The sequence below is a fragment of the Gracilimonas halophila genome (assembly GCF_042684365.1).
Taxonomy (GTDB): domain Bacteria; phylum Bacteroidota; class Rhodothermia; order Balneolales; family Balneolaceae; genus Gracilimonas; species Gracilimonas halophila.
This window is the reverse complement of the sequence record NZ_JBHULI010000025.1, coordinates 263250-287898: the sequence shown is the minus strand read 5'-3', so window position 1 is coordinate 287898 and position 24649 is coordinate 263250. Positions and strand designations below refer to the sequence as shown.

The 24649-nt window shown below is 42.4% G+C and carries 20 protein-coding genes; all 20 read right to left on the bottom strand.

All coding sequences use genetic code 11. The features are described from left to right. Positions 1–44: 44 nt before the first annotated feature. The 20 genes from ACFSVN_RS12140 to ACFSVN_RS12045 all read right to left on the bottom strand — a co-directional run bounded on the left by ACFSVN_RS12140 (position 45) and on the right by ACFSVN_RS12045 (position 24649). On the bottom strand, positions 45–491 hold the full coding sequence (locus ACFSVN_RS12140) for a DUF6428 family protein (protein ID WP_390303077.1): 447 nt from the start codon (positions 489–491) through the stop codon (positions 45–47). Between the two features lie 172 nt (positions 492–663). Further along, on the bottom strand, positions 664–1281 hold the full coding sequence (locus ACFSVN_RS12135; protein ID WP_390303074.1) for a low molecular weight phosphatase family protein: 618 nt from the start codon (positions 1279–1281) through the stop codon (positions 664–666). Positions 1282–1317: 36 nt separating this feature from the next. Continuing rightward, positions 1318–2214, bottom strand: a complete 897-nt coding sequence (locus ACFSVN_RS12130) for an arsenite methyltransferase (RefSeq protein WP_390303071.1) — start codon at positions 2212–2214, stop codon at positions 1318–1320. 1 nt (position 2215) lies between these two features. After that, a complete protein-coding gene (locus ACFSVN_RS12125; RefSeq protein ID WP_390303068.1) occupies positions 2216–2548 on the bottom strand; it encodes an ArsR/SmtB family transcription factor in 333 nt (110 codons plus the stop codon). Between the two features lie 229 nt (positions 2549–2777). Then, entirely contained in the window at positions 2778–5684 is a 2907-nt protein-coding gene (locus tag ACFSVN_RS12120; protein ID WP_390303065.1) for a T9SS type A sorting domain-containing protein, read from the bottom strand. A 48-nt stretch (positions 5685–5732) separates the two neighbouring features. Then, positions 5733–8624, bottom strand: a complete 2892-nt coding sequence (locus tag ACFSVN_RS12115) for a TonB-dependent receptor (RefSeq protein ID WP_390303062.1) — start codon at positions 8622–8624, stop codon at positions 5733–5735. A gap of 98 nt (positions 8625–8722) precedes the next feature. After that, the gene (gene ftsH, locus ACFSVN_RS12110) at positions 8723–10714 is read right to left on the bottom strand and encodes an ATP-dependent zinc metalloprotease FtsH (RefSeq protein ID WP_407936091.1); all 1992 of its coding nucleotides are present in this window, start codon (positions 10712–10714) and stop codon (positions 8723–8725) included. A 254-nt stretch (positions 10715–10968) separates the two neighbouring features. Then, on the bottom strand, positions 10969–11997 hold the full coding sequence (thiL, locus tag ACFSVN_RS12105; protein WP_390303056.1) for a thiamine-phosphate kinase: 1029 nt from the start codon (positions 11995–11997) through the stop codon (positions 10969–10971). A gap of 78 nt (positions 11998–12075) precedes the next feature. Further along, entirely contained in the window at positions 12076–12528 is a 453-nt protein-coding gene (locus tag ACFSVN_RS12100) for an ExbD/TolR family protein (RefSeq protein WP_390303053.1), read from the bottom strand. Between the two features lies 1 nt (position 12529). Further along, positions 12530–13072: an ExbD/TolR family protein gene (locus tag ACFSVN_RS12095; protein WP_390303050.1), complete on the bottom strand. Its 543-nt coding sequence runs from the start codon at positions 13070–13072 to the stop codon at positions 12530–12532. A 14-nt stretch (positions 13073–13086) separates the two neighbouring features. Continuing rightward, positions 13087–13353 carry a hypothetical protein gene (locus ACFSVN_RS12090; RefSeq protein ID WP_390303047.1) on the bottom strand — a complete coding sequence of 89 codons (267 nt, stop codon included), beginning with the start codon at positions 13351–13353 and terminating at the stop codon, positions 13087–13089. 34 nt (positions 13354–13387) lie between these two features. After that, positions 13388–14116, bottom strand: a complete 729-nt coding sequence (locus tag ACFSVN_RS12085; protein WP_390303044.1) for a MotA/TolQ/ExbB proton channel family protein — start codon at positions 14114–14116, stop codon at positions 13388–13390. 167 nt (positions 14117–14283) lie between these two features. Continuing rightward, on the bottom strand, positions 14284–17706 hold the full coding sequence (locus tag ACFSVN_RS12080) for a hypothetical protein (RefSeq protein ID WP_390303041.1): 3423 nt from the start codon (positions 17704–17706) through the stop codon (positions 14284–14286). A gap of 115 nt (positions 17707–17821) precedes the next feature. Further along, positions 17822–19753 (bottom strand): protein-disulfide reductase DsbD family protein, encoded by a 1932-nt coding sequence (locus ACFSVN_RS12075; RefSeq protein WP_390303038.1) that lies wholly within the window; start codon positions 19751–19753, stop codon positions 17822–17824. Positions 19754–19870: 117 nt separating this feature from the next. Next, a complete protein-coding gene (gene rplI, locus ACFSVN_RS12070; protein WP_390303035.1) occupies positions 19871–20317 on the bottom strand; it encodes a 50S ribosomal protein L9 in 447 nt (148 codons plus the stop codon). Positions 20318–20335: 18 nt separating this feature from the next. After that, complete coding sequence (rpsR, locus tag ACFSVN_RS12065) at positions 20336–20587, bottom strand: 30S ribosomal protein S18 (RefSeq protein WP_390303032.1); 252 nt, start codon at positions 20585–20587, stop codon at positions 20336–20338. A 30-nt stretch (positions 20588–20617) separates the two neighbouring features. After that, a complete protein-coding gene (rpsF, locus tag ACFSVN_RS12060; RefSeq protein ID WP_390303029.1) occupies positions 20618–21010 on the bottom strand; it encodes a 30S ribosomal protein S6 in 393 nt (130 codons plus the stop codon). Positions 21011–21285: 275 nt separating this feature from the next. Continuing rightward, on the bottom strand, positions 21286–22740 hold the full coding sequence (locus ACFSVN_RS12055) for an NADH-quinone oxidoreductase subunit N (RefSeq protein ID WP_390303026.1): 1455 nt from the start codon (positions 22738–22740) through the stop codon (positions 21286–21288). Positions 22741–22749: 9 nt separating this feature from the next. Then, positions 22750–23034, bottom strand: a complete 285-nt coding sequence (locus ACFSVN_RS12050; RefSeq protein ID WP_390303023.1) for a 4a-hydroxytetrahydrobiopterin dehydratase — start codon at positions 23032–23034, stop codon at positions 22750–22752. 4 nt (positions 23035–23038) lie between these two features. Further along, a complete protein-coding gene (locus tag ACFSVN_RS12045) occupies positions 23039–24649 on the bottom strand; it encodes a complex I subunit 4 family protein (protein ID WP_390303020.1) in 1611 nt (536 codons plus the stop codon).

Genomic DNA, 24649 nt, shown 5'->3' with positions numbered 1-24649 from the left:
ATATAAATTCCAGTATTTAAACCTCAACTGTTTGCAATAATGACCTAACAGCAAGCTGCCAGTTCACCTGTTGTATCAAGACTTGGCTTACAAACAGTTGGTTTTACTGTGAGCATAACGGTCACATCCTGTGAAGTCTCTACGATCCGCCCCACCGAATACCGAATGGTAGGATGTGAAGAATCTCCAAACTCTATAAATAGCTCGGCATCATCCTTGTACTCGATCTTCTTACCAACGATCTCAAAGATCTTGAGTGCTTTCTCAGTTCTCCATTCTGCAATATTATTTGAAGATTCGTTTATCGAGAGCTGAACAACGGTTTCATCGTACTGATGAGCATTTCCACCACAGTCTACAGAATCCACTTTATGGTTCTGGACCTCCGTAATGTGGAGGTCGCCCGACAGACGGGTGTCATCCGGCAAAATAAAGGAAAGTTCTTTGCTGTTATTCGAAACTAATGTGTTGATAAAAGTTTGGGTATTCATGATCGTAACCTCTTATGATGTCTTTTAACGTAAGTTTGAAATAGTTTTTTCGGAATCCATCTCACAGATAGCCCGTCTGATAGATCTGCCTGATTTATAACGGTCAGACGGACTTGAAGCCGTCAGACCGTGAACCGAAAGCAAATTCATTTGCTATATCGAGCACACTTTATTATGAATTTTTTGAATTCACTGCATTCATCATATAAAACATTTCGGTAGCTATCTGCCGGCACCGTTCATCGTAAACTTCCATTTCCCGATCAGTTCCATCTGCTTCCTTGGGATCGGTATATGTAATGGATTTTCGATATTCAGCTCCCGGCACAAATGGACAATTTTCGTCGGCATCCGAGCAGGTCATGATGGCGGCAAAGTTTGCTTCAGGATTGAAATCATCATCGAATTTCTTGGAGAAGCAGATCATGGGTTTGGCATTATTACTGAATGAGATCTTGTACTTAGGGTTTTCTCCACCCGGATCCTCTGCTTTAAAACCGGCTCTTTCAATAGCCTCAACCGCCCTTGGATTGAAAGCCGTGGCTTCGGTCCCGCCGGAATAGGTTTCGACATTTTCAATTCCGTAAAAGTAAGCTGAAGTTTGAGTCCAGATCTGCGCCAAATGACTCCTCCGGCTGTTATGCGTGCATATGAAATTCAGCCTGACTGTTTCGCCTTTCTTTGATTCGATGTATTCGGCTACTTCCCTAAGCTGGTTTTTTCTATCCGCAGGAATGGAATCAAAATCAGACTCCAGTCTGGCGACATAAGATTTTAATTCTGAGTACATATCTGATTTTTCTTATTCATGAAGTCCGGTTTCTTTTCAACAGCAACCTGATCCCGGTTCACAATATCCGGCTCCATCCGTCCCGAGCATTGTTACTTTCTTCTGCTCTCCATCTCCGGCCTTTTGCGCAAATACGGTAATGCTATAGATCCCGGTTCCACCCGAATTGAATTCGGCTATTTCAGTCTCATTCAAATATTGGGAAAGGATGTCTTCAGGAATATCAATTGGTTTTTCTTTCTGGATGGTGATGTTCTCAAATCCGGCTTCTTTGATATGATCCAGATAAGTTTTCTTTTGGATAGCTCCGGCAACGCATCCGGCATACATCTCGGCATCCTCCCGAAGTGCATCAGGCAGTTCTCCTTCCAGAACGATATCCGAAATACTGAAATGTCCGCCCGGTTTAAGTACTCTGAAGATCTCTGCAAACACTTTTGGTTTATCCGGAACCAGGTTCAATACACAATTACTGACCACTACATCGGCTACATTCTCAGAAACCGGCATCTCCTCAATATCCCCAAACCTGAATTCTACGTTATTGAACCCAAGCTTATCGGCATTTTCACGGGCCTTTGTGATCATGGATTCGGTAAAATCAATTCCCAGGACTTTACCCTCGGCACCGGTTTCATGACGGGCCACAAAGCAGTCATTTCCGGCACCCGAACCCAGGTCGATCACATAATCTCCTTTTTTGATCCGGGCAAACTGTGTTGGAAGTCCGCATCCCAAACCCAGATCGGCATCCGAATTGTATCCCTCAAGTTCGCTGTAATCATCCGTCATGATGTTATATACCTTTGTCGAATCTCCGCCGGCTCCACAACAGCTGCGGGCATTATAATCTTTGGCTTGTTCACTGATCTCGGAATACTTTTTACGAACGGTTTCCTTGAGTTCTTCGGGCGACTTGGTTCTTGTTTTCATCTTAGCAGCAGGTTGGATTTGGCATTGAAAATTCCTTAATCATAGCTTCCATAACAGATTTGAACTCAGCCAGATTCTCCTCATCAAAACAATAACAGGTTCGCACTCCTTCTATCTCGCCTTTTATTATGCCGGCAGATTTCAAGGCTTTTAAATGCTGGGAAACAGTAGATTGCGCCAACGGGAGTTCTTCGGTGATATCTCCGCAGTAACACGCATTTTTCTTTGCTAAAATTTGAAGGACCGCTATCCGTGCCGGATGGGCGATCGCCTTTGCAAATTCAGCTGCTTTTATCTGCCTTTCGTTAAATAATTCCGCTTTTGTAATAGCCATGATCGTATATCGTAATTTTACGATTAATAGTAAGGGTGTTAGCAACCATTGTCAATAGTTTCCAGACTTTTTTATTGGTATGGATCGGGAAGTTGCTGATCAACAAACATCAGCGAAATCCGTGCAATCCTAAAATCTGTGATAAAAAAAAGAGAACCCCAATTCCTCAGGGTTCTCCTTGATCAGCACACCTCACAGTGATGTGAGACGTATATTTGTAATTAGAATGTTACTTGATCAATGTCATTTTACGTGTGATCGCTACATCCCCACTGTTCAGGCGATAGATATACACACCGCTTGAAAGGTTGGAGGCATCAAAATTAACAGTATTCATCCCTGCAGAGAAGGTCTCTCTGTTAGCGATGGTTGCTACTTCCCTACCCAGCATATCATATACTTTCAGTGTTACTTGCTGTGAACTCGGCAGATTGAAACTGATCTGAGTTGTTGGGTTAAAAGGATTTGGATAATTCTGATTCAGGCCGATCTTGTTAGGAACTGATGTGAATTCTTCCTCATTATCAGTTACTAAACCGTCTCCCAGATAGCCGTAGCTGTCAAGGGCAGTCCATCCGGCTAACCAGTTGGAGCCATCAAAAGCTCCGGCATAGTTTACGTTGTGGAACCAGCTATCATCCAAAGACTCTGCCATTCCATATACAGGACTATCTTCTTCTGGACGAGGGTCCAAACCGCCGTCATTACTTCTGCTTATTCCACGAAGCATTGGATCTGTGATATTATTGCTGTTGGCAGTAAGCATGGTTTCCACAAAACCTGCACTTGAGAAGTCAGCAAACGTGCTTCCGCTTCCAAAGTCAAAGAACACACTATTGGAGATATTCAGAGAATCTGCTTCAAGCCGGCCACGCGAATCGATGGACGTTCCGTCCACATCTTCCACATTCACTGCGTCTCCGGGGTGATCGGTAAATACCGAGTTGGTATATAATCCTCCGGTGTTATCACGGAACTGCAGCATCTGTCCGGCATCTCCGGATGGCGTTGAACCAATTCCGGGGCCAATGTAGGTTACATTCGAAATTTCAGGATACGCGTACGGAGTGCCGGTCTCATTTCCGCCGGCTCCATCCATTTCTGCCGCACGACCTGTTTGGTCGCTGTCGAGGATCGCAAACCAGAATTGTCCTTTTCCGCGGAAGCCCTGATCCCAGTCAAAAGCGTCATCGCTGTTAAAGGCACTTACCAGGTAGCGGGCATTAACCGTACCGCCGAACCACTCGTACCCGTCATCGCCACTTGCAAACGATTCAATGTATTCGATGGTGGTTCCGGCTCCAACGCCGCCCATGGTCAGTCCCTGGATCTCGTTACCCGAGCTTGAACCAATGTTGATCCCCGTGTGACGGATGGATACATAGCGAAGCACTCCGGAGTCGTCCATGTCATCGGTTCCTCCATAACCTACCAGAGCAGGATCACTGGAAATTTCGTTCACCCCTTCAATGGTTGCTTCGGTAGCGTTATTGGTGCTGGCGTTTCCTAAGATCACCAGGCCACCCCACTCTCCGACATCATCTTTGGTCAAGCCTGCATCGTCTTCTGCTGTGAAGATGACCGGGTTGCTTGGAGAACCTTCTGCAAATATTTTTGAATCGCGGGTGATCACCAATCCGGAAGCGTCCAGATCTTGACCGGCTGCACCACGAACGGTTGTTCCGGCTTCGATATATAGATCAGCTCCGTTGGTTACGAAGATCATGCCGTCCAGCAGGTATTCGTTGTCAGCTGTCCAGTAAGTATCTGTGGTAATATTCGAATTTATAGTTACCATTCCCGGAGTTCCACTATCAGCCAGGTAACCGTATTCATCTAAAGCAGTCCAACCGGCAGCCCAGTTTGAGCCACCAAAAGCGCCTTTGTAGGCTACATTTCTAAAGAAAGGATCATTTGGAATATCAGCACCGCTTAATACAGAGCTGTTAGCAGGCCTTGGATCCAGACCGGCATTGTCTATTCTGCTGATACCATTTATCTGAGGATCAGTGATCTCATTACTGTTAGCGGAAAGCATGGTTTCCACGAATGCAGCACTTGAGATGTCAGCCAAAGTAGTTCCGCTTCCGAAGCCAAAGAATACACTGTTTGAGATGTTCAGTGAATCCACTTCCAGTCGGCCACGGGAATCGATCGCGGTTCCGTCCACATCTTCCACATCAATAAGTTGAGCCGGGTGGTCGGTAAAGACCGAGTTGGTATAATATCCACCGGTGTTATCACGGAATTGCAGCAGCTGCCCGCTGTCTCCGGATGGCGTGGAGTTTTCTCCGGGGCCAATATAGGTGGCATTCGAGATCACAGGATAGGCGTATGGAGTTCCGGTCTCATTGCCGCCGGCTCCGTCCATTTCAGCTGCACGACCTGTTTGATCGCTGTCCTGAATGGCAAACCAAAACTGTCCTTTTCCGCGGAAGCCCTGATCCCAGTCAAAGGCATCATCGTTGTTAAAAGCACTTACAAGGTAACGCGCATTTACGGTACCGCCGAACCATTCGTACCCGTCATCGCCACTTGCAAACGATTCCACGTACTCGATGGTAGTTCCGGCTCCAACTGCTCCCATGGTAAGTCCCTGGATCTCGTTGCCGGAACTTGAACCAATATTAATTCCCGTGTGACGGATCGATACATACCGAAGCACTCCGGAGTCGTCCATGTCATCGGTTCCGCCGTAGCCTACTAGGGCAGGATCACTGGAGATCTCATTCACTCCTTCGATCGTAGCTTCGGTAGCATTGTTGGTGGAGGCACGTCCCAGGATCACCAGACCACCCCATTCCCCAACATCATCTTTGGTTAAGCCGGCATCGTCCTCGGCTGTGAAAATAATTGGATTTTCTGCTGTACCCTCAGCAAATATTTTTGAATCGCGGGTGATCACCAATCCGGCCGCATCCAGATCTTGTCCGGCTGCACCACGAATGGTTGTTCCGGCTTCGATATATAGATCAGCTCCGTTGGTTACGAAGATCATGCCGTCAAGCAGGTATTCATTATCGGCAGTCCACTCTGTATCAGTTGTAATGTTTGCATTTACAGTTACCGTTGTTTGAGCCATAGTTAATATGGGGACAAACAAAAGTGCTGCAAATAGTAGCGTTACTTTTTTCATTTGTATGTTTGGTTTGTTGTTAGGATTAATGAACAAGGTCTAAACACATTATAATTTGTATTTAATACCCAGTGAAAACGTTCTTCCTGTCCGATAACCACTGTACAAATATTCATCACCTTTGAATATTTGTGATTCTTTGATTTCGGGATCTAATAAATTACTTGCTTTAACGCTCAGCTCGAAATTCTCCAGCAGCGTTTTGTTTGCAGTAAAATTGAGTGACCCATAACCTCTTTCATAAATATCCGGGGTAGCTCCTTCTGCTACTATCGATAAACGATCTCCAAATTTGTTATAACTGACAGAGGACGTAAACCCGATGTCCGGATTTGTGTACCCCAGATCCAGGTTAAACAGGTATGGAGACTGCCCCTGCAGATCACGTGTTGAGGGAGCATCCGGTCTTGCATCACGGGCAACAATGAGTTCAAGCTCCGGGATGTCAACTTCAGATCTGACAAAAGTGAGGTTGGTACCAAGATTAAAATGTCTAAGGCCGTGAGCTATAAAACCCAGATTCTTACGAATCTCCATTTCAAGTCCATATACACGCCCTTCTTCTACATTCTGGATGGAAAGTGCATCATTTCCAATATCAGTCCTGATCACCCTTTCAAGGGGATTCTGGAGTTCTTTATAAAACCCGCTAACTGCAAGGATCTCGCCAGGACCTGTGAAGTATTCCCATCTCACGTCATAGTTTGTGATGAGTGTACGTTTGAGTTCAGCATTACCCTGAAAAAGTAAACCGCCCACAAAGTCAAAGGTTATATAAGGCGCAAGCTCACGGAATGTTGGTCGTGCCACCGTCTTGGTGTAGGCGGTACGGATATTCATATTATCAGAAAGGCTGATTATGGTATTTATAGATGGGAGGTAGTCAACGTTTGAAAGACTTCCGACATCAAGGGCCGTATCCTGACTAACAACTTCAAGATCCATTTTCTCCAAACGAACTCCCCCTACAAATTTCAGCCAATCGGTAACAGGCAACTCTGTCATTATATATGCAGCATCAATTCTGCTAACGGCATCGTAATTACTACGATCTGTGGTAGCATCCTGTACATAATTTCCGAATCTTGGTCTTCCTGAACTCGAATAGCCAAGTACACCTAAAGAATCAAAGAAAGCATCAACATTACCCTCCACATCATTCAATGTGATTCCATCTGAATAGAAGTCAAATCTTCGTTCATTGAAGTCTCTGTCTACATCCACAATACTCCCGCCAAATTTGATATTTGCTGAATTCCCATTGAAAGAATTGAAGGGAATAGTGATATCAATCCCTGCTGTTATATTGGATTCTTCCAAATCACGATAAAACCTACCCGGTCGCTGAAAGTTGTTTGTAGGGCTGGAATACAGGATGGCTCCGGATGGAAACGTATCAACCTGTGTGGTAAAGTATCTTAGATCCGGTTCGTCTTGAGTATTTGTTGCTGTAGTAGCTTTCCACTCAACCGTTGTTTTCAGGAAATTCTCGAAATAGTTCTTCCCGCTTAACTGAAATGTTTGAAGGCTTCGCTCGGTGTATTTCACAGTCCTTGTCTGAAATAAGGCGTCAGGTATATCTTGCTGAAACCCTTCCAGGTATCGCCCTTCAGCCGATCCGCTTTGAGTCCTTAGAAAACGAGCTGAAACTCTGTGATTGTCGCCAAGGCGATAAGAAAGGTTAGCCATTCCGCCCCAATCCACACTCCTCTGACCGGAATTGTCAGAAACATCTAATCTTTTATAGAGGGACTCACTAGCATCATAGTTTCCAACCAAGTCGTATCTTGAAACTCCTCCGTCATTGTATCCGGAATAATTTTGACTGTAAGTGAAGCTTCCGGTATACCCCAGGTCATTCCCAAGAAAGGAAAATTGGTTCCCTATCGAGAACCCATAACTCTGGTTCATTGTGCTTGTTTGTTCTCTGGGCCTGAATTCATTATTAAAAGCTTTCGATAATCGATCCAGAGTTTCAGTTGCTTCAGGGTTATTCCTAGTGTCTCTTAGTGAAGGAATTTCGCCCCCTGAATTAATGAAGTCTTGAACTTCCTGAGGGATAGATCTTCGTCCACCGTCAAATCCTAAGTAATCCGTATCACTTGGATCTCCGATCGCAAGTTCTTCCATCGAGGATTTTGTATTGAATCCTGTTGATGCCGAAAGTTGGAAAGAGAATTTTTCAGGAAAATCTTTGGTAGCAATGTCAACCAATCCGCCACTGAAATTACCGGGTTTGTCCGGCGTAAAAGTTTTCAGCGTGACGATATTCTCTAAAAGATTAGATGGGAATATATCCAGCTGAAATGATTTTCTGTTTGGATCTGCACTTGGTAATTCTGATCCATTCAAATGGGTACTGGTATATCGATCTCCGAGCCCTCTGATGTAAACGTATTTACCTCCAACTACGGAAGCTCCTACTACTTTTTTCAAAGCACCGGCTGCATCTCCGCTTCCTGAACTAGATATGGATTCTGCTGAAATGGCATCACTGAAGGAAACTGCCTTTTGACGTTGCCTGAGTAATCCGGCATCGTTATCGAGAATGGCATCTGCTGTAATGATCACATCTTCCAGCATTTCCGTTTCAGGCTGAAGTGCGATATCAAGAGTGAGGGTTTCCCCTGCTTCTACTTCTACACCTGTTATGGTCTGCTTCTGGAAGGATACATAACTGACTATAAGAGTATATGTACCGGGTTCTACGCCACGAATGGCATATTCACCGTCCAAGTTGGAAGAAGAACCCTGGGTGGTTCCTTCTATAACTACATTAACTCCAATGAGAGTTTCGCCGGTTTCGGCATCTACAACGGTACCAGAGATGGTACCGGTACTTTGCGCTTTTAGGTTACTTGTAACTGAAAGCGCAAAACAAACGACTAAGAATAGTATGTGTTTTTTCACGTGTGCTGATATGTTTAGTTTTGCTTTCATGATTGTGATGCAAAACTAAACTTCAGCCGTTGTCGAACTGTTAACGAGCGGTTATGTTTTCTTTATCTATAGGTTACCGCAATGTTAACATCTAAATATTACGAATCAGAACCTTTACTTTCTTTCTTGTTCTGATCGTTTTCTGATGCAATATCAGTACTGTCTTCGGAGTCTTTGGCAGATCCCTCTTCTTCTTTTTCAGCTACTTGAGAATTGGTTTCTGACTCCTTTTCATCATCATTTGAAACCCCATTGGATTTTGAAGGCTTTTCAAAGATCCCGTCCGGATATTTACCATGTGGACGGTCGCCAAGTAATTCCCTAAGAGCGTGATGATCAAGTACTTCTCTCTCAAGAAGTGCCTTCGCCAGTTTCTCTAATTCTTCTTTGTGATCATTAAGCAACTTAATGGTTCTCTCATGATTTTTATCAATAATACTTCGTACTTCCTGATCGATCTGTTGACTGGTAGATTCAGAATATTTCTTATTGAACCCAAAGCTATTTTCTGCATTTTGGGAATCTTTAAGTGAAATATATCCGAGTTTTTCACTCATTCCGTATTCTGCTACCATGGCAAAAGCCATTTTTGTAATACGTTCAAGATCATTTTGTGCACCGGTGGAAATTCGCCCAAAGATGATCTCCTCAGCTACTCTCCCTCCTAACAATGCACAGATCTTATCATCAAGCTCTTCAGTTGTCATCAGGAACCGTTCTTCCAGCGGAGTTTGAAGAGTATAACCTAATGCTGCCAAGCCTCTTGGAACAATACTCACTTTCAAAACAGGATCAGTATGTTCAAGGAACCAGCCAACGATAGCATGACCTGCCTCGTGATATGCAACGATCTTACGTTCTTGCGGGCTTATCAGTTTATTCTTCCGCTCGAGACCTGCTATAACTTTTTCAATGGAATCCTGAAAGTCTTCCATTTCTATGCTATTCTTTTCTCTGCGGGCAGCTAACAAGGCGGCTTCATTACAAAGGTTTGCGAGATCAGCTCCGGCAAATCCCGGGGTCTGAGAAGCAAGTACTCTGAGGTCAATATCACTTCCTAACTTTAACTTTTTGGTATGTACCCTAAGGATCTCAACCCGGCCATTCAGGTCGGGTTTATCGATCATGATCTGTCGGTCAAAACGTCCGGGACGAAGTAAGGCAGAATCCAATATATCCGGTCGGTTGGTGGCTGCCATAAGGATCACACCCTTGTCAGAGTTAAATCCATCCATTTCACTCAGCAACTGGTTCAGGGTATTCTCGCGCTCATCATTAGACCCCATCGCCATTCCTCTTCCACGGGTTCTTCCGATGGAATCGATCTCATCAATAAATATAATACAAGGTGCTTTTTCTTTTGCCTGTTTAAAAAGGTCACGAACACGGGCAGCACCAACACCTACAAACATCTCAACAAAGTCAGAACCACTCAAACTGAAGAATGGAACACTAGCCTCACCGGCAGTCGCTTTAGCTAATAAGGTCTTACCAGTTCCGGGAGGGCCTACTAAAAGTACACCTTTCGGAAGAACACCGCCAAGCCTGGTAAATTTCTGTGGGTTTTTGAGAAACTCTACAACCTCTTCAACTTCAGCTTTTGCTTCCTGAAGTCCGGCTACATCTTCAAAAGTAACTTTCGTTTCAGTCTGTTGATCATAAAGGGAAGCTTTGTTCTTCCCAATATTCAATACCTGTTGCCCAGGATTCATCTTTCTGAAGATGAAGATCCAGATTACGATCAATATGGCAATGGGGATCAACCAAATGAAAACACCACTAAACCAATCTTCTTCAATGCGAACGTCAAATTCAACTCCATTGGATTCCAAAATAGGACGTATCTCATCGTCCCGAAGCATAGTGGTATTGAATTTACGAAACTGGTCTGTCTCACCGGTAGCAAACGGCATGTTATTGTCCGTATTCTCAGGACGTGTAACAATACCATCAGTAATGGCCTTGTCAGAATATTCTCCTGTTACATTAACCCCATTGGTTATCGTAATCTCTGTTACATAGCCGTTTTCAACATACTCTAAAAACTTGCTGTACTTTATCCTGTTCCCCGTATCAGGAGAAAAGAACATAACTTGAGCAATTAACAGTACGAAAAATAGTACAAATATACTCCAGGTTGGAAATTTTGGAGCATTAGCTCCTTTCTTACCCTTAGGCTTAATCGGTTTATTTTGTTTTGGATCTTTCTGGGCCATTAAAAAATACTTATAAAAATTATCTTAGATTTCAATATAAGGATACTAACACTCAAATAAGTTTAAGTGAGTCAATTATCTTTATTTAATAGAACTGATGATTGGCAAAAAACGTGCCATAGAAATTTCTATGACAATTCATCAAAAGAGACCACGTCTCCTTCTGCCGTTTGCATTTTCATACCTTCTTCTTTTGGTACCATCCTTCCTATCACGACAAAATCGTTAAAATGTTTTACGAATTCTTCAACTTTATCCTCCGGTAAGGTGAACATGAGCTCGAGGTCTTCGCCACCAAAGAGAGCGTAACGATCTACATCTTCCTGCATTTCATCAGCCACTTGCCTTGTTTCTATGGCAATGGGTAATGCAGCCTGGTATATATAGGCGCCAAGTTCAGAAGCATCCGATAACGCGCTTACTTCACTGACAAGTCCTTTAGTTACATCTATCATTGAGGAGGGTACTACTTTTTGATCCTCAAGAGCTTGAATGAGGTCTCTTCTGGCTTCCGGAACTAATTGTTGCTTAACTACAAATTGGTAATCGCCAAGTTCAGGCTGAACAGATTCATCTCCATGCTCTTCCCAATATTTTTTTTCTCTCATTAAAATTCTCAGACCTGCCAAGGCCCCGCCTACATCTCCGGTTACGCATATAGCATCACCTTCTTGGGCTCCTTTTCTATATGTGATCTTTTCCTTACTTACCCGTCCATAAACACTTATGGAAACCACCAGGTTCGCGTGATTGGCTTTGAGATCACCACCAACAACTTCTACATTGTGATTACTCCCTGCCGCATTGATCCCTTTATAAAGATCTTCGATCATTTGAACGGACATCCTGTTAGGTACTGCCAGATTGATCAACATGGCTTCAGGATTTCCATTCATGGCATAAACGTCACTGACACCTGCAGACACTATCTTATACCCTAAGTGATGAAAAGGAGTATAAGTAGGGTCAAAGTCGACTCCCTCAACATAGGTATCACTTGTTAGTAAGGTGAGTGAACCGTTGTCTTCACGTATAACGGCAGCATCATCACCAATGGATTGAACTACATGTTCATTTTTATAAGAATCAAAGCCGGCGATCTTTTCGAGGAGAGCTTTACTGCCGATGCTTTGAATGGTTTGGAAGGATTCAGACATTATAGTACTGGGTTTAAAAATAAAAAAAGGCACCTGCGTCAAAGAGACACAGTTGCCTGATTTTTTTGAAAATAAATTTTAATTCATTTCGCGACGAGTAGAATAGTTGATTCTAAATGTGCTAGCTCGCTTCAATTCTTCCTGGACGTCGGTTAGAAGTCCGAAGTTAGAATTTTCATCAACCCGAAGAGAAACAATCAATTTAGGCTGTTCACGAAGCTTATCGTACATCAGAGTTCTAATCCCTCCAATATCTTCTACAATAGCATCATCGATCTGAACCTTATCTTCGCCAAGTCTATTGCCCGGAAGTCTTTCAGGGCCAATATACACATAAGAGAGAAGGCGTTTCTGCTCAATCTTCTCGATGTTCTCGGCTTGTGTAAGGTTGACGCGTACTTTCAATGTTACTTCTCTTAATACGGTGGTTACCATAAAGAAAAACAACAGAATGAAAATTACATCAGGCATTGCAGAAGTTGGCACTTCCTGCTTGCTTCCACCTCTTTTCTTTTGAAAATGTCCTGCCATCTTAACTGTCTCCCGGTTCTGCTATTGAGATTTTCTTAGGGTACATGTCCTGAACTTGTTGCTGCTGAGGACTTTCTTCATCCAAAGCACCGTAAGGGACACCATAATTAGCACGTGATGCTTCATCACGCAGTTCTTTATAAGCACCCATCACTTCATCAAGCATATTCACATAAATGCGATATGGAGTTTCGCGCTGAGTTTTTATAGATACAATAGCTAAGTCCGGAGTTTCTGCAAGATCAGGATCGTTATTTGGATTCTTAATGAATTCAATAAGTCGATTCTTTACTTCAGAGATCTGATAAGGCTCTTCATCCATTAGAATTCTACCTTCAGCGTTCACCAAGATATTCATCAGGTTTCGCTGTCTAATGGGTGGTGGCTCCTCATCTTCCAATGGCGGTGGTAACACCAAACCAATTCCGGTATCCACATTTATAGTAGTGGTAACCAGAAAGAAGATCAGAAGCAAAAAGGCGATATCAGCCATGGACGAACCATTGATCTCTGCATCTTCTCTTTTTCGTTTCTTTATTAACATAGATTGATATCCTATTAAAACTTAAAGGTACCGCGCATTCCGGTCAATATGATGGTCAATGCCATAGCACCCAGCATAAAAACTGATGTGAATACTCCGGCTTGTGGTACATCACCAAATACAGCGTAGCTTATTCCAAACACTACAAATGGGACGGCCATCATACCAATTCTTTTGAAGTCTTGTTTTCCATTGGCAAGACTTTTAATTCCGGAGAATATTATTCCAACTACTCCAAGAACTATCAAGCCAATTCCAAGACCAACACTTATTACAACCATGATTTATCCTATTTATTTTGGATTTCAGTTATAATTATTCGCTGTCAGAATCAGCATCTGGACCTACATTAGGAACAATCTGCTTACCTTCATTCAATAGAATAATAGAATCGATCAAAGTAATGGAGCTTTCTTCCATTTCAGCGATGATACGGTCAATTTTAGATACACAGTAGTTGTATCCGATCTGAAGAATAATACCAGCTATCAAACCACCGGCTGTAGTCAAAAGGGCAACTTTAATACCACCCGCAACAATACTTGGGGAAATATCAGCAGCTGCTTCAATATCATCAAATGCCTGAATCATACCAACTACCGTACCAAGGAATCCAAGGAGTGGTGCAATGGCAATAAATAGAGACAGCCAAATAAGACCTCTTTCAAGGAAACTCATTTCAATTGAACCATAGGCAGAGATCGCTTTTTCAGCGGCATCTATACCTTCATGGGAACGCATCAAACCAGCTTGAAAAACTGATGCAACAGGCCCTCTTGTTTGTGCACATAGTTCTTCGGCAGCTTCTATACCACCATCTTGAAGAGCTTCTTGTACGTTTACTATAAATTTTCGTGTATTGATGTCGGCAAGATTAAGGGTGATGATCCGCTCAAGGAAAATCGCTAATCCCAAGATAAGAGCAATGAGCACCGGCCACATCCAGCCACTGTCATTACCTTCGTTAAATTTTGCGACAATAACGTTAAAAAACCCTTCGTCAGCAGGGGCTTGTAATAGAAAAAGAGCAATCGACGATATCATGTCTACTCCGCTAATTGTTTAAATGTTAAAGGCTAAGATTAATGAAGCGAAAGAATAGGTCATTTTATATTAAATGTCAAAGTAACATCCTTTTAAAAAGTGCTTTTTTACGTTCTGTTACGCTCTACAGAAAAATCACCTAAACTTAACCACATCTTTGAGGATCATCAAAAAATAGCACTCATAACTAATTTAATAGTATGAATGGCCGGGCGCTCGGTCACTGTTCTTCCATCATAGTTCAGGCTAAACCTGATTAAATTATTAAACCTGTAGTTAGCTGCAAGCGACCAAATAAAATTGACCCCCTCCCCGGTTCCTTCCGTAAGTTCATAATTACCATATGATGACGAATTACCGTTTAGCTTTGTTGTCCTTAACTCCATTCTAAAATTTGATTGTAATCTGCGCCATAAATATGTTCGGTGCGTAGTTGAAATTTTTAAAAGATCTGCAATCACATCCTTATCAGGATACCGGTCTTCTTTTCGGACATAAGAAACCTCAAGGCCGGCATTCCAGGAACGGCTTATTGTTGAATTAACCCCCGGCTTTAAACTTCTTGACCTGATGTCAAAGTTTCGAGTTTGCAATCTGTTACTTTCACTGCTGTTTATACTGTTTTGTCCCTCTAATAATAAACGTGTTCTCTCAGATACATTGTACCCTGTATTAAAGTATAACACATTCGCATAACTTTGAACCGACTCCGTACTGCGTTGGTTCAACATGCGGCTTTCATTGTAGCCTATTCTCAGGTCTGCTTTATCAACCTTATTCAAAAGATCCAGTTCTTTTTCCCAAAGTATTCTGCCTTGCACAGTAGTAGAGTCATTTCTAAATGAACTTAAATTGAGCAGATATACATCTTTTAGATCCTTAGTAGTTGAATTCTCACTGATATCTACTCTTGACCGCAATAGTATGCCCGAAAACCAGGTATTATCGCCTGCCAGCACAAACGGCCTAAAATTGTTTATCATGCGAACATTCAGATCTATGGAAGGCAGAAGTTCATCCGATGGTAAATACTGTCGAATAAACCTCCCTTCATTCGCACTTACCTCCGGAAAAAATTCATCCACTTGCTGTACCCCGTCATCATTTAGATCATCCCAAACATATTGGCCGATCTCCGGTCCTACTTCAATAAAAGTCTCCTGCAGTAAGGCACGTCTGCGTGTATTGGCCTCATAGAAGAATTCCCCTTCAATGAAAGGAGTGTTGGTGGAATAGTTTGTAACAGACTTGATCAATAACCCCCTACGACTTGCATTCCCTGCATTTCTAAACTCTTCGGTTATATTCTTCTCTCTGAAAACCACTTGATTTGAGGTTCTGAAATTGTTGCCCGGGTTATAAGCTAAACTATATCGTTGCTCCAAAGCATGAGATTTATCCTGAAGTTTGTTTTCCAAAACTCCACGCTCTTTTCGATATGCAACCCCGGCTTCAAGCTCAAGGTTCGCAAAATTGACTCTCATGCCGGGACCAAGGTTATAGAATTGTTCAGATCGATTATTCAATGAATCCGTATCGGTATCCTTTTGCTCCCGATTTTCTTGTTCAAAAGACAGAAATGGAGTAAAGATGACTTCCTCTCCATCAAATTCCTTGCTGATCCTTCCACTGTGGCGAAACCAATTTCCTTCTTCCTCTGATCTCCGGTCTTTACTTTGCACCCAATCCTGCAAATAGCTAACCGTTAGAAATTTATCTTCGCTTGAAAATGAAGCCCCTTGTCTAACCCCTCTAAACCCATCCCTCTCAATAAAGCCAACATCTCCGCCAAACTCGATCAATTCTGTGGGCTTGATGGAAAAACTTGCTTCATTTAAAGCTTCTTTACTCTCTTCAGGTCCGGATATATTCCAGCGTCTGTCAAATTCCACATCCCGGGTTCTCTCAAAGAAACGAAATCGCTTACCTGAGTACCTGCGACTTACCTTTGCATTTATTTGCCCAAGTTCTGAGGGTGCATCCTTAATAATGATCCCTGATTCATAAGCTATATCCGAATTGTCGTCATCATCCAAACCTGAAAAACGATTGGCATCGAAATCACTGGCTGCCCACTCACCAAATACTTCTACATTGTTTGTAAGATCATATTTTCCATTGATTGCAGCCATTTGTTGTTTTTGAGGTGCAGGAAGCTGCCGGAATGGGGCATAATTTCCCTGGCCAGGACCTACCCATTCATATAGTAACCCATTAACCTGACCACTTGCTCTTCGATAACTTCCCTCTCCTTGTCCAACGTTTGAAAACCGAACCCTGTAGATCGCATCCTCAGAACCAGGTTGATGTTCATAGATCGTAAAATTCTCTCCATTTAATGTGGTATCGACTTCAGCATATAGAACATACCGGTCACGCTCTTCCTCCGTAGCAACTCCTACACCACTTACTACTGCATCATCAAGATCATCACCTACATATTGCAATCGTTCGATATCACTTTCACTCAAAGCCTGCTGAGACAAAAGGTCATCTCCATCTGCCTGACGAATAATGGTGGCTCCAATTTTGAGCCTTCCATTAAAGAACTCATCACCTCCTTCAGCGGCAACCAGAGTTTGGTTAAAATCCCGGTCTATATACTCATACTCAACAACGATCCGGGTTTCATCTTTAACTAACAGGTTATTTGTGAAATTGATCTCACCCAGCCCGTAGTCTATGACGTAATCATTATCTGCCCCCCTCTCCACCCTTTGTCCATTAATATACACTTGCTCGGTTCCTGCCAGGATGATCACAAATTCCTCATCATTTTTCCCCGTAAGCCTATATGGACCCTGAACTCCATCTTGCCCATTGAAATTCATTGACTTATAGGTACCCCTTACAGCAGATGCTGCCCCGCTATAACTTCCGTTTTCTGTATAATAGGACCCTGTAGCCCCTTGCAATCTGCGGTTTAACCTGGCAAATGAACTTCGTTCAAAACTCACATCTACATCTCCCATTTCCAACCCGGCATTTGGAGCCTCAATCTGAATAAAAACCTTATCAAATTCCCTGAGATTTTGAGTTGTGCCGTCGGGTTGAATAGGAATGCTTTGATCAGTCAAAGAAGCATTTATATTGATATTTTCCGTGAGTGCTCCGCTAAGCTCAAAATTCAATCCGCTTTCTAAAGAGAAATCCTGGTTTGAGCCAATAATAATTCCACGACTCAAACTACCGGACTGCCTTAAACTTGATGTGATCGTCGGCTGTTGATCCAACTGTCGGACCATGCCTGCTAAAGAATCAGGGTTTTCAAATAGATCCGCACTTAATTCAGTAGGCTTCAGGGGTTGAGATCTTTTAGGTAAGGTAAAAGGATAGATCTCATAACGAACCGTGAGTTGGCTTACACTTTCTACATCCGTCCAAGTCCGGTCAAAAGAAATGGTACCGGAAGATGGATCAAAATCCCATTTGGTTGTAGTAATAGTATCTTCATTGGCCGTTACAATAAGACTATTTGGCAACACCCAGTCTCCCAGATAGTAGGATGAGTCTGCCAGGATAGGGCTAAGTATTTTTTCCTGAGAAATGGTGGATTGGGCCTGCACATTGATCACAGGAAACAAGCACATCAGAATGATGCCTAAGGTACAAAAAAGGTGATCTTTGATAGCCGGTGCTGCCAGATGAATCTACATTTGTTAAAGTGTGATTAAGGCTAAAGCTTTCAAAGGAAAGGGTCAACAATCAGAGCGATTTAAACTTTTGCAGCCCACGATCCAAAAATTTCACGAAATTCTCTGCCCGGCTGTATCCAAGGCTTTGTTCTAAAACCCTGCCTGACTCAGGATCTACAATAACATAGGTTGGCAGAGCCACGTTACCGGTTAACTCAAATTGCAACAGTTGATTTTCAGGTCCTTTGGATCCGCCATCAGTATAAAGCTTCACAAGCTCCATTTGATCAAAACGTGATGTTACTTCCTCTAACGGAAATACATTCGATTCCATCGCACGACAGTTGGTACATGTATAGCCGGTAAAATCTATAAAGACAGGGATACCCTTTTCTCTGGCTACTTCCCGTGATGCTTCGTAGTCATCAGACCAGCCATCATCCGCACTTGTTGCCGCTCCGCTTCCGGGCGTGGTTCCTATGGAAGCTACCAAGCTTACATCGGTTGCTTGTTTTGGGGGAAGGAAAGCATCCCAGATTCCCAAAGAAGAACCAAGCAATCCTGGTATCAGATAAAAACTGAAAAGCAGAAAAGGAATAGATAAAAGCATACGTCCCGTAGTAATGCTTTCCGGCTTTTTCTCATGTTTGAGAGAATAGGTTCCAAGCAAATACAGTCCTGTTAACAAGAAAATGGCGATCCAGGCTGCAATGGTCATTGGTCTGGAGATCATTCCCCATTGCCATACTAAATCAGCGTTTGAAAGAAACTTAAACGCGGCAGCAAGTTCTATGAAACCAAGTAATACTTTTACCACATTCATCCAGGAACCACTTTTTGGAAGTGATTCCATCCATTTCGGAAAAATGGCCAGTATCACGAACGGGCTCGCAAATGCAGCTGAAAATCCAATCATCCCGATGATCGGGTAAAACCACTCACCACCTGTGGTAGCGGCAAATACTCCTCCTACAAACGGAGCTGTACAGGAAAATGAAACTGCGCTAATGGTAAGCGACATAAAAATGATGCCGGCTATACCTGAGCTTTGATTACTTTTTCTATTCAGCCAATTTGTAAGCTGATGGGGCAGTTGTAGCTCATACATACCCAGTAAACTGAAAGCAAATGCTACCAATACAAATGCAATAAATAGGTTTACCCATGGGTTAGATGCAAAATTCTGAGCACCTGAAACCCCGAACACAGCTGCCAACAGAACTCCTAAAACGGTAAATGTGATAACAATGCCTAGCCCAAATAAAAATGCTTTCCCTATTCCCTTCCCGTTGTCCTCTTGTTTAGAAAAGTACGATACCGTAAGAGGGATCATTGGGAATACACAGGGAGTTAAAAGAGCAGCAAAACCTGCTAGAATAGCGATCCAAATAAAACCAAAAATCCCCTCGCCGCCCAATGCTGATTCCTTTATTTCAGCTTCAGAACCGGAGAGTTCTGCATTGCTGCCATCATCAACAGCACCTTCGTAGGGACTCTCTGAGACACCTATAACCTCAACTCCTGCTATTATAGATTTTGTTTTAGGAGGAAGGCAAACTTTATCATCGCAAACCTGGTAGTAGACTTCAATATCAAGATTTTGTTTTCCCGTTTGATTGGTTTTAACAGCTACCGGAATAGTGAAGGTTGCAAAACTGCTGTGCCAGCCTAATTCTGCTTCAAAGTTAGGATCGAACTCAATATCTGCATCTGATTCTACAGGGTCACCTGCAAATACAAAGTTATCAGAATTGGCTGAAAATTCGGTAGGGAAAGGGCCTGCATCTTCATCATTTAGAATAGAATACAGATGCCAGTTCCCTTCAATGGAAGCCTCGATCTCAATTTCAAAAACATCACCGGCCAATATTGAATCCGGAGCGTTAGATATATTGAATTTAACCGGATCAGGTATTTGTGCCTGAATAAAAAATGGGGATAACATCAGAATGATGATCCCCATTACTTTTATAGAAAGTGATTTCATTTGCATTAATTTCATTGAGTTAACCTAAGTAAGTTTCTCCATAATTATATAGAGGTTCAGCCGGCTATATTTCTTACGAACTCTAACTTAGCCCACTCGAAATTATTACAATAGAATTCGAAAAGGAAGTTATTATTCCTCTTTTACAACCCAGAATTTTACTTGTGGATTCAGGTCGCCAACAAGATTCACAGTGGCGGTATACTCGCCTAATGCTTTAACATCCTGGTCAAGGCTGATATCTTTTTTGTCCACTAAAATTTCGCGTTCTTCTAATGCTTTCGCAATATCTGCATTTGTAACTGTTCCGTGAATTTTGTCTTCTTCACCGGTAGTTACAGAAATGGTCAGGGAAGTAGCTTCCAGCAGCTGAGCCAACTCTTTGGCTTCCTGAACGGTAAATTCTGCCTGTCTTGCGGCTTCTTTTTTAAGTCGCTCAAGCTCTTGGATAGCTCCTTTGGTCGCCATAATGGCTTTACCCTGAGGAATCAGGTAATTTCTGCCAAAGCCATCTTTTACATCAACAACTTCGCCGGAATGTCCTACTTTTTCTACGTCTTCTCTAAGAATGATCTTCATAATTCTGTCGTCTTAATTTTATCGGAGATTTTCAGCTACATATGGCATAAGGGCCAGAAAACGGGCGCGTTTAACTGCCGTTGTTAGCTGTCGCTGATGTTTTGCACTTGTGCCGGTTACACGACGCGGAAGGATCTTGCCTTGGTCGTTGGTAAAACGCTGAAGGGTTTCAGTGTCTTTGTAATCAATATACTCAAGTCCGGCACGGGTAAACTTACACTGCTTTACCTTGCGTTGATTTTTTTTCGGGTGTGATGGATTCTTAATCATAATTCAATTTCTTTTGGTGAGGATTCTGTGTTAATCGTCGTCTTCGTTGTTGTCATCATCGTCTTCATCTTCAATAGCAAAGATGCCAGGAACTTCGTTTTTCTTTTGAAGTTCACGATGGCGCAGCATTTTTGCGTCATACTTAAGAGTCAGGTAACGAAGGATGTCATCGTCAATTCGTAATTGTCTTTCAACAGAGGCAATAGCTTCGGCAGGAGCAGTGAAATACATATTCACGTAATAACCGCTTCCTTTCTTGTCTATGTTGTAAGCAAATTGGCGCAGGCCCCACTCATCAACTTCATCAATTTCTCCACCGTTATCTTCAACCAGCTTGGTAACTTTATCAACGGTTTCTTTGAACTTATCCTCTTCGAGAACAGGATTTATGATATAGGTAAACTCGTAATAGTTCTTGCTCATTTTTTATATGTTTTCTTTGGGTGCTTTCTGAGATGAAAGCAGTCACTCTGGCACTTTGCCGAGCAACAGAAGGACCAAAGATAAGCTTTTTTTGAAGTCTATTCCAACCTTTAAGAAATGATTCTTTAACTAAGCAGTAAATTAGTAATTATCGCCCCGCTATTTACTCTTTAAGTTCGGAAATCCCAAACTGGAAATGGTCAATTCCGGATATAAAAAAACCCTGTCTATTTTATAAATAAACAGGGTCCATAAATTTCTTAACTATATATTATTTACATGGATGGAGTTGAATATCCACCATATGTATTCAGAATATCCATCAGTCCTTCTCCCGGCAGTAAAGGCTCAACCCCATAATACAATGTCAGGATTGCAAGCACTGCAATGGTTCCTTTATAAAGAAGCGTTGGGGTAAACAATTGAATAGGCTGATGCTCTTCTCTGAAATAAAGATATACCATAACTCTGAGATAGTAATACACACTTGCAGCACTGGCTAGCACACCAACAATAGCCAAACCGATCATTTCCGCATTGATGGCTGCCGCAAATACATAGTATTTACCAACGAAGCCAACCAATGGAGGAATACCCGCAAGAGAGAATAAAAATACCGATAGTGAAATTCCCATCAGTGGTTCTTTATAACCTAAACCGGCCAGATTTTGAACCTGATTGAAATCCAGGCCTTTGTTGCGTTCGTAATAAGCGATCACTCCAAATGCACCTACATTCATAATCGTATAGGCAAATAAGTAAAACAATACAGCACTATACCCTTCAAAAGTTCCTGCTGCCAAACCTACTAAAGCATAACCGGCATGTGCAATACTCGAATAGGCAAGCATTCTTTTCACATTGTCCTGAACGAGAGCAATTATATTACCAAACACCATGGTTATGATGGCAATCACACTCAAGACCAATTGCCAGTTCAAACCATCCATAATCGGTAATGCTCTAGATAAAACAAGGATGAATGCAATAAAAGTCGCTGCTTTAGACGCCGTTGCAAAGTAAGCAGTAAGTGTAGTAGGAGTTCCCTGATACACATCCGGAGTCCACATATGAAATGGCACTGCTGAGATCTTAAATAGAAATCCTACGAGTAAGAGTGCAGTACCTGCCAGGAATAAAAGATCGGTACTGGCTGCTGCTCCGATCTCAGGAATGCTTGTTGTTCCTGTAGCGCCATAAAGCAGGGCCATACCATATAATAAAAACCCTGTTGAGAATGCTCCCAACAAGAAATATTTCAGTGCCGATTCCGCACCTGATTTTTCATCTTTGATCAAGCCTGCCATTACGTATAGACAGATGGACATTGTTTCCAATCCAACAAATAATGTGATCAGATCATTAGAACCTGCTAAAGCGAGCATACCTGTGGTAGCAAATAAAATCAGTGCATAGGTCTCACCATAATAGTGCCCTATCCCCCTCAGGTAATCTTCTGAAATAAAGACACTAAATAATGCTCCGGCTAAAATGATCATATTTCCAAAAGCTACCGGACCTCCATAAACCAACATACCTGAAAATGCGGTATCTAAATTGGTATCCAAGGCCTGCAGACTTACAAATAGTGCCGCAGCCAAAGAAACTACGGTGATCCAAAAGTTAAGTGGGCTTTCTTTTCTGAAAGACTCTACCACAATAACCACTAAACCGGCTACGGCAGTGATCACTCCGGGTAAAAAAGCTTGTATGTCGCCTAAATAATCCATTCGCTAAATTTATGAAACGCTTTCAATTGCTTTGGCCAAGTCCACATCTTTTTGGGTAACTTTGCCCCCTGCATCATGCGTACTCAAGCTGATCTTAACCGTATTGTACACATTGAACAGTTCAGGATGATGAACTTGTTTTTCAGCTTCCAACCCTACACGGACAATAAATCCAAGGGCTTCACTGAAATCATTAAAACTAAATTCTTTGCTAATCTTGTCTTCGTTAAACTCCCATCCTTCCAGAGAACTCAACGCTTGATTGATATCAGATTCAGAAAGTGGTTGTGCCATGATCTTATTTGGTTGATGCTAATTGTGATTCTGATTCACTTACATCGTAAAATCTTGCAGTCCAGTTTGGGAGATCTTCATTTCGAGCCTCTTCCAGTACCGCCATACTTTTAGCTTCAGAAGCCTCGATCAATTCTGTTACCTGAGCTTCTGAATACTTCGTAAAATTAACAGGGTGAATACCGATCCAGAACATAAAGACCACTAACGGTACCAACAATCCTATCTCACGTCCATTCAAGTCTACCAATTTTTCATTTTCAGGATTGGTTAAAGGACCAAACATTACTCGCTGGAACATCCACAACATATAAACAGCGGCAAGAATAACACCGGTTGTTGCAAGTATTGCAAAAACTTTATTGTCGTACAGTTCTGAGAAGAATGAACCATTCAGGATCAAAAATTCTCCTACAAATCCATTTAAACCGGGAAGGCCTATAGAAGCCAAAGTTGCGATCATAAACATAACGGTAAAGATCGGCATCTTTTTGGCGATACCACCAAAGTCTTTGATCATTCGGGTGTGGCGACGATCATATATCATCCCTACAATAAGGAAGAGTGCTCCGGTTGAAAGTCCGTGATTGATCATCTGAATAATAGCTCCCTGTACAGCCACGGTATTCAATGCAAAAATTCCAAGTACTACAAAGCCAAGGTGGCTTACGGATGAGTATGCAACCAATTTCTTCACATCTTTCTGAACCATAGCCACCAATGCGCCATAAATAATTCCGATCACGGCTAGCGTAGCCATCCAAGGTGCAAATTCCATAAAGGCATTTGGAAAGATAGGAAGACATACACGGATCAGGCCATAGGTTCCCATTTTCAGCATTATAGCTGCAAGCACTACTGAACCGGCTGTCGGGGCTTCAGTATGTGCATATGGTAACCAGGTATGAAAAGGAAACAAAGGCACCTTGATACAGAAGGCTAATGCAAAAGCAAGGAACAGGTAGGTTTGTTCAACAAGACCTATGGTATATATATCACTTGATAAAAATCTCCAGTCAGTAGTAAAAGCTGTTCCCCCACCCATAGTAGCTCCGGCATCATATCCTAAATAGATAAGACCAACCAACATGATGAGTGAACCTACAAGGGTATAAATGAAAAACTTAACGGTAGCCTGAATGCGTCCGGCTCCACCCCAAATTCCAATAAGGAAATACATTGGGATCAATGAAAGCTCGAAAAATACATAGAAAACCATTAGATCAAGAGAGGCAAAAACTCCAAGTGAAGCGGTTTGCAATAACAACAACATACTCAGATAACCTGCCAGATGTTTGGTCACAGAATTCCATGAAGACAAGATCACGATCGGCCCCATAAAGGTGGTCAACATGAAAAGCAGCAAGCTTAACCCGTCCAGGCCTACCAGATACTTGATATCCAATGATTCCATTAGACGACCGCCTTCCGTTAAGTATTGAGCCGTTCCGGAGTTGGCTATATCAAAACCGAACATAAGTGGCAATGATGCCAAAAAGGTAATGACAGTCACCAACAGAGCGATCCACTTTCTGGAGTTTTCATTCTTTATCAACAAGATCAGCGGAATGCCTAACAGTGGTAAATAAATGACGATATTTAAGAGTGTTTCCAT

What these genes read in the sequence shown, in the direction of transcription:
- ACFSVN_RS12140 (WP_390303077.1), bottom strand. Translation starts at nt 491, where the DNA reads ATGAATACCCAAACTTTTATCAACACATTAGTTTCGAATAACAGCAAA.
- ACFSVN_RS12135 (WP_390303074.1), bottom strand. Translation starts at nt 1,281, where the DNA reads ATGTACTCAGAATTAAAATCTTATGTCGCCAGACTGGAGTCTGATTTT.
- ACFSVN_RS12130 (WP_390303071.1), bottom strand. Translation starts at nt 2,214, where the DNA reads ATGAAAACAAGAACCAAGTCGCCCGAAGAACTCAAGGAAACCGTTCGT.
- ACFSVN_RS12125 (WP_390303068.1), bottom strand. Translation starts at nt 2,548, where the DNA reads ATGGCTATTACAAAAGCGGAATTATTTAACGAAAGGCAGATAAAAGCA.
- ACFSVN_RS12120 (WP_390303065.1), bottom strand. Translation starts at nt 5,684, where the DNA reads ATGAAAAAAGTAACGCTACTATTTGCAGCACTTTTGTTTGTCCCCATA.
- ACFSVN_RS12115 (WP_390303062.1), bottom strand. Translation starts at nt 8,624, where the DNA reads ATGAAAGCAAAACTAAACATATCAGCACACGTGAAAAAACACATACTA.
- ftsH (WP_407936091.1), bottom strand. Translation starts at nt 10,714, where the DNA reads ATGTTCTTTTCTCCTGATACGGGGAACAGGATAAAGTACAGCAAGTTT.
- thiL (WP_390303056.1), bottom strand. Translation starts at nt 11,997, where the DNA reads ATGTCTGAATCCTTCCAAACCATTCAAAGCATCGGCAGTAAAGCTCTC.
- ACFSVN_RS12100 (WP_390303053.1), bottom strand. Translation starts at nt 12,528, where the DNA reads ATGGCAGGACATTTTCAAAAGAAAAGAGGTGGAAGCAAGCAGGAAGTG.
- ACFSVN_RS12095 (WP_390303050.1), bottom strand. Translation starts at nt 13,072, where the DNA reads ATGTTAATAAAGAAACGAAAAAGAGAAGATGCAGAGATCAATGGTTCG.
- ACFSVN_RS12090 (WP_390303047.1), bottom strand. Translation starts at nt 13,353, where the DNA reads ATGGTTGTAATAAGTGTTGGTCTTGGAATTGGCTTGATAGTTCTTGGA.
- ACFSVN_RS12085 (WP_390303044.1), bottom strand. Translation starts at nt 14,116, where the DNA reads ATGATATCGTCGATTGCTCTTTTTCTATTACAAGCCCCTGCTGACGAA.
- ACFSVN_RS12080 (WP_390303041.1), bottom strand. Translation starts at nt 17,706, where the DNA reads ATGTGCTTGTTTCCTGTGATCAATGTGCAGGCCCAATCCACCATTTCT.
- ACFSVN_RS12075 (WP_390303038.1), bottom strand. Translation starts at nt 19,753, where the DNA reads ATGAAATTAATGCAAATGAAATCACTTTCTATAAAAGTAATGGGGATC.
- rplI (WP_390303035.1), bottom strand. Translation starts at nt 20,317, where the DNA reads ATGAAGATCATTCTTAGAGAAGACGTAGAAAAAGTAGGACATTCCGGC.
- rpsR (WP_390303032.1), bottom strand. Translation starts at nt 20,587, where the DNA reads ATGATTAAGAATCCATCACACCCGAAAAAAAATCAACGCAAGGTAAAG.
- rpsF (WP_390303029.1), bottom strand. Translation starts at nt 21,010, where the DNA reads ATGAGCAAGAACTATTACGAGTTTACCTATATCATAAATCCTGTTCTC.
- ACFSVN_RS12055 (WP_390303026.1), bottom strand. Translation starts at nt 22,740, where the DNA reads ATGGATTATTTAGGCGACATACAAGCTTTTTTACCCGGAGTGATCACT.
- ACFSVN_RS12050 (WP_390303023.1), bottom strand. Translation starts at nt 23,034, where the DNA reads ATGGCACAACCACTTTCTGAATCTGATATCAATCAAGCGTTGAGTTCT.
- ACFSVN_RS12045 (WP_390303020.1), bottom strand. Translation starts at nt 24,649, where the DNA reads ATGGAAACACTCTTAAATATCGTCATTTATTTACCACTGTTAGGCATT.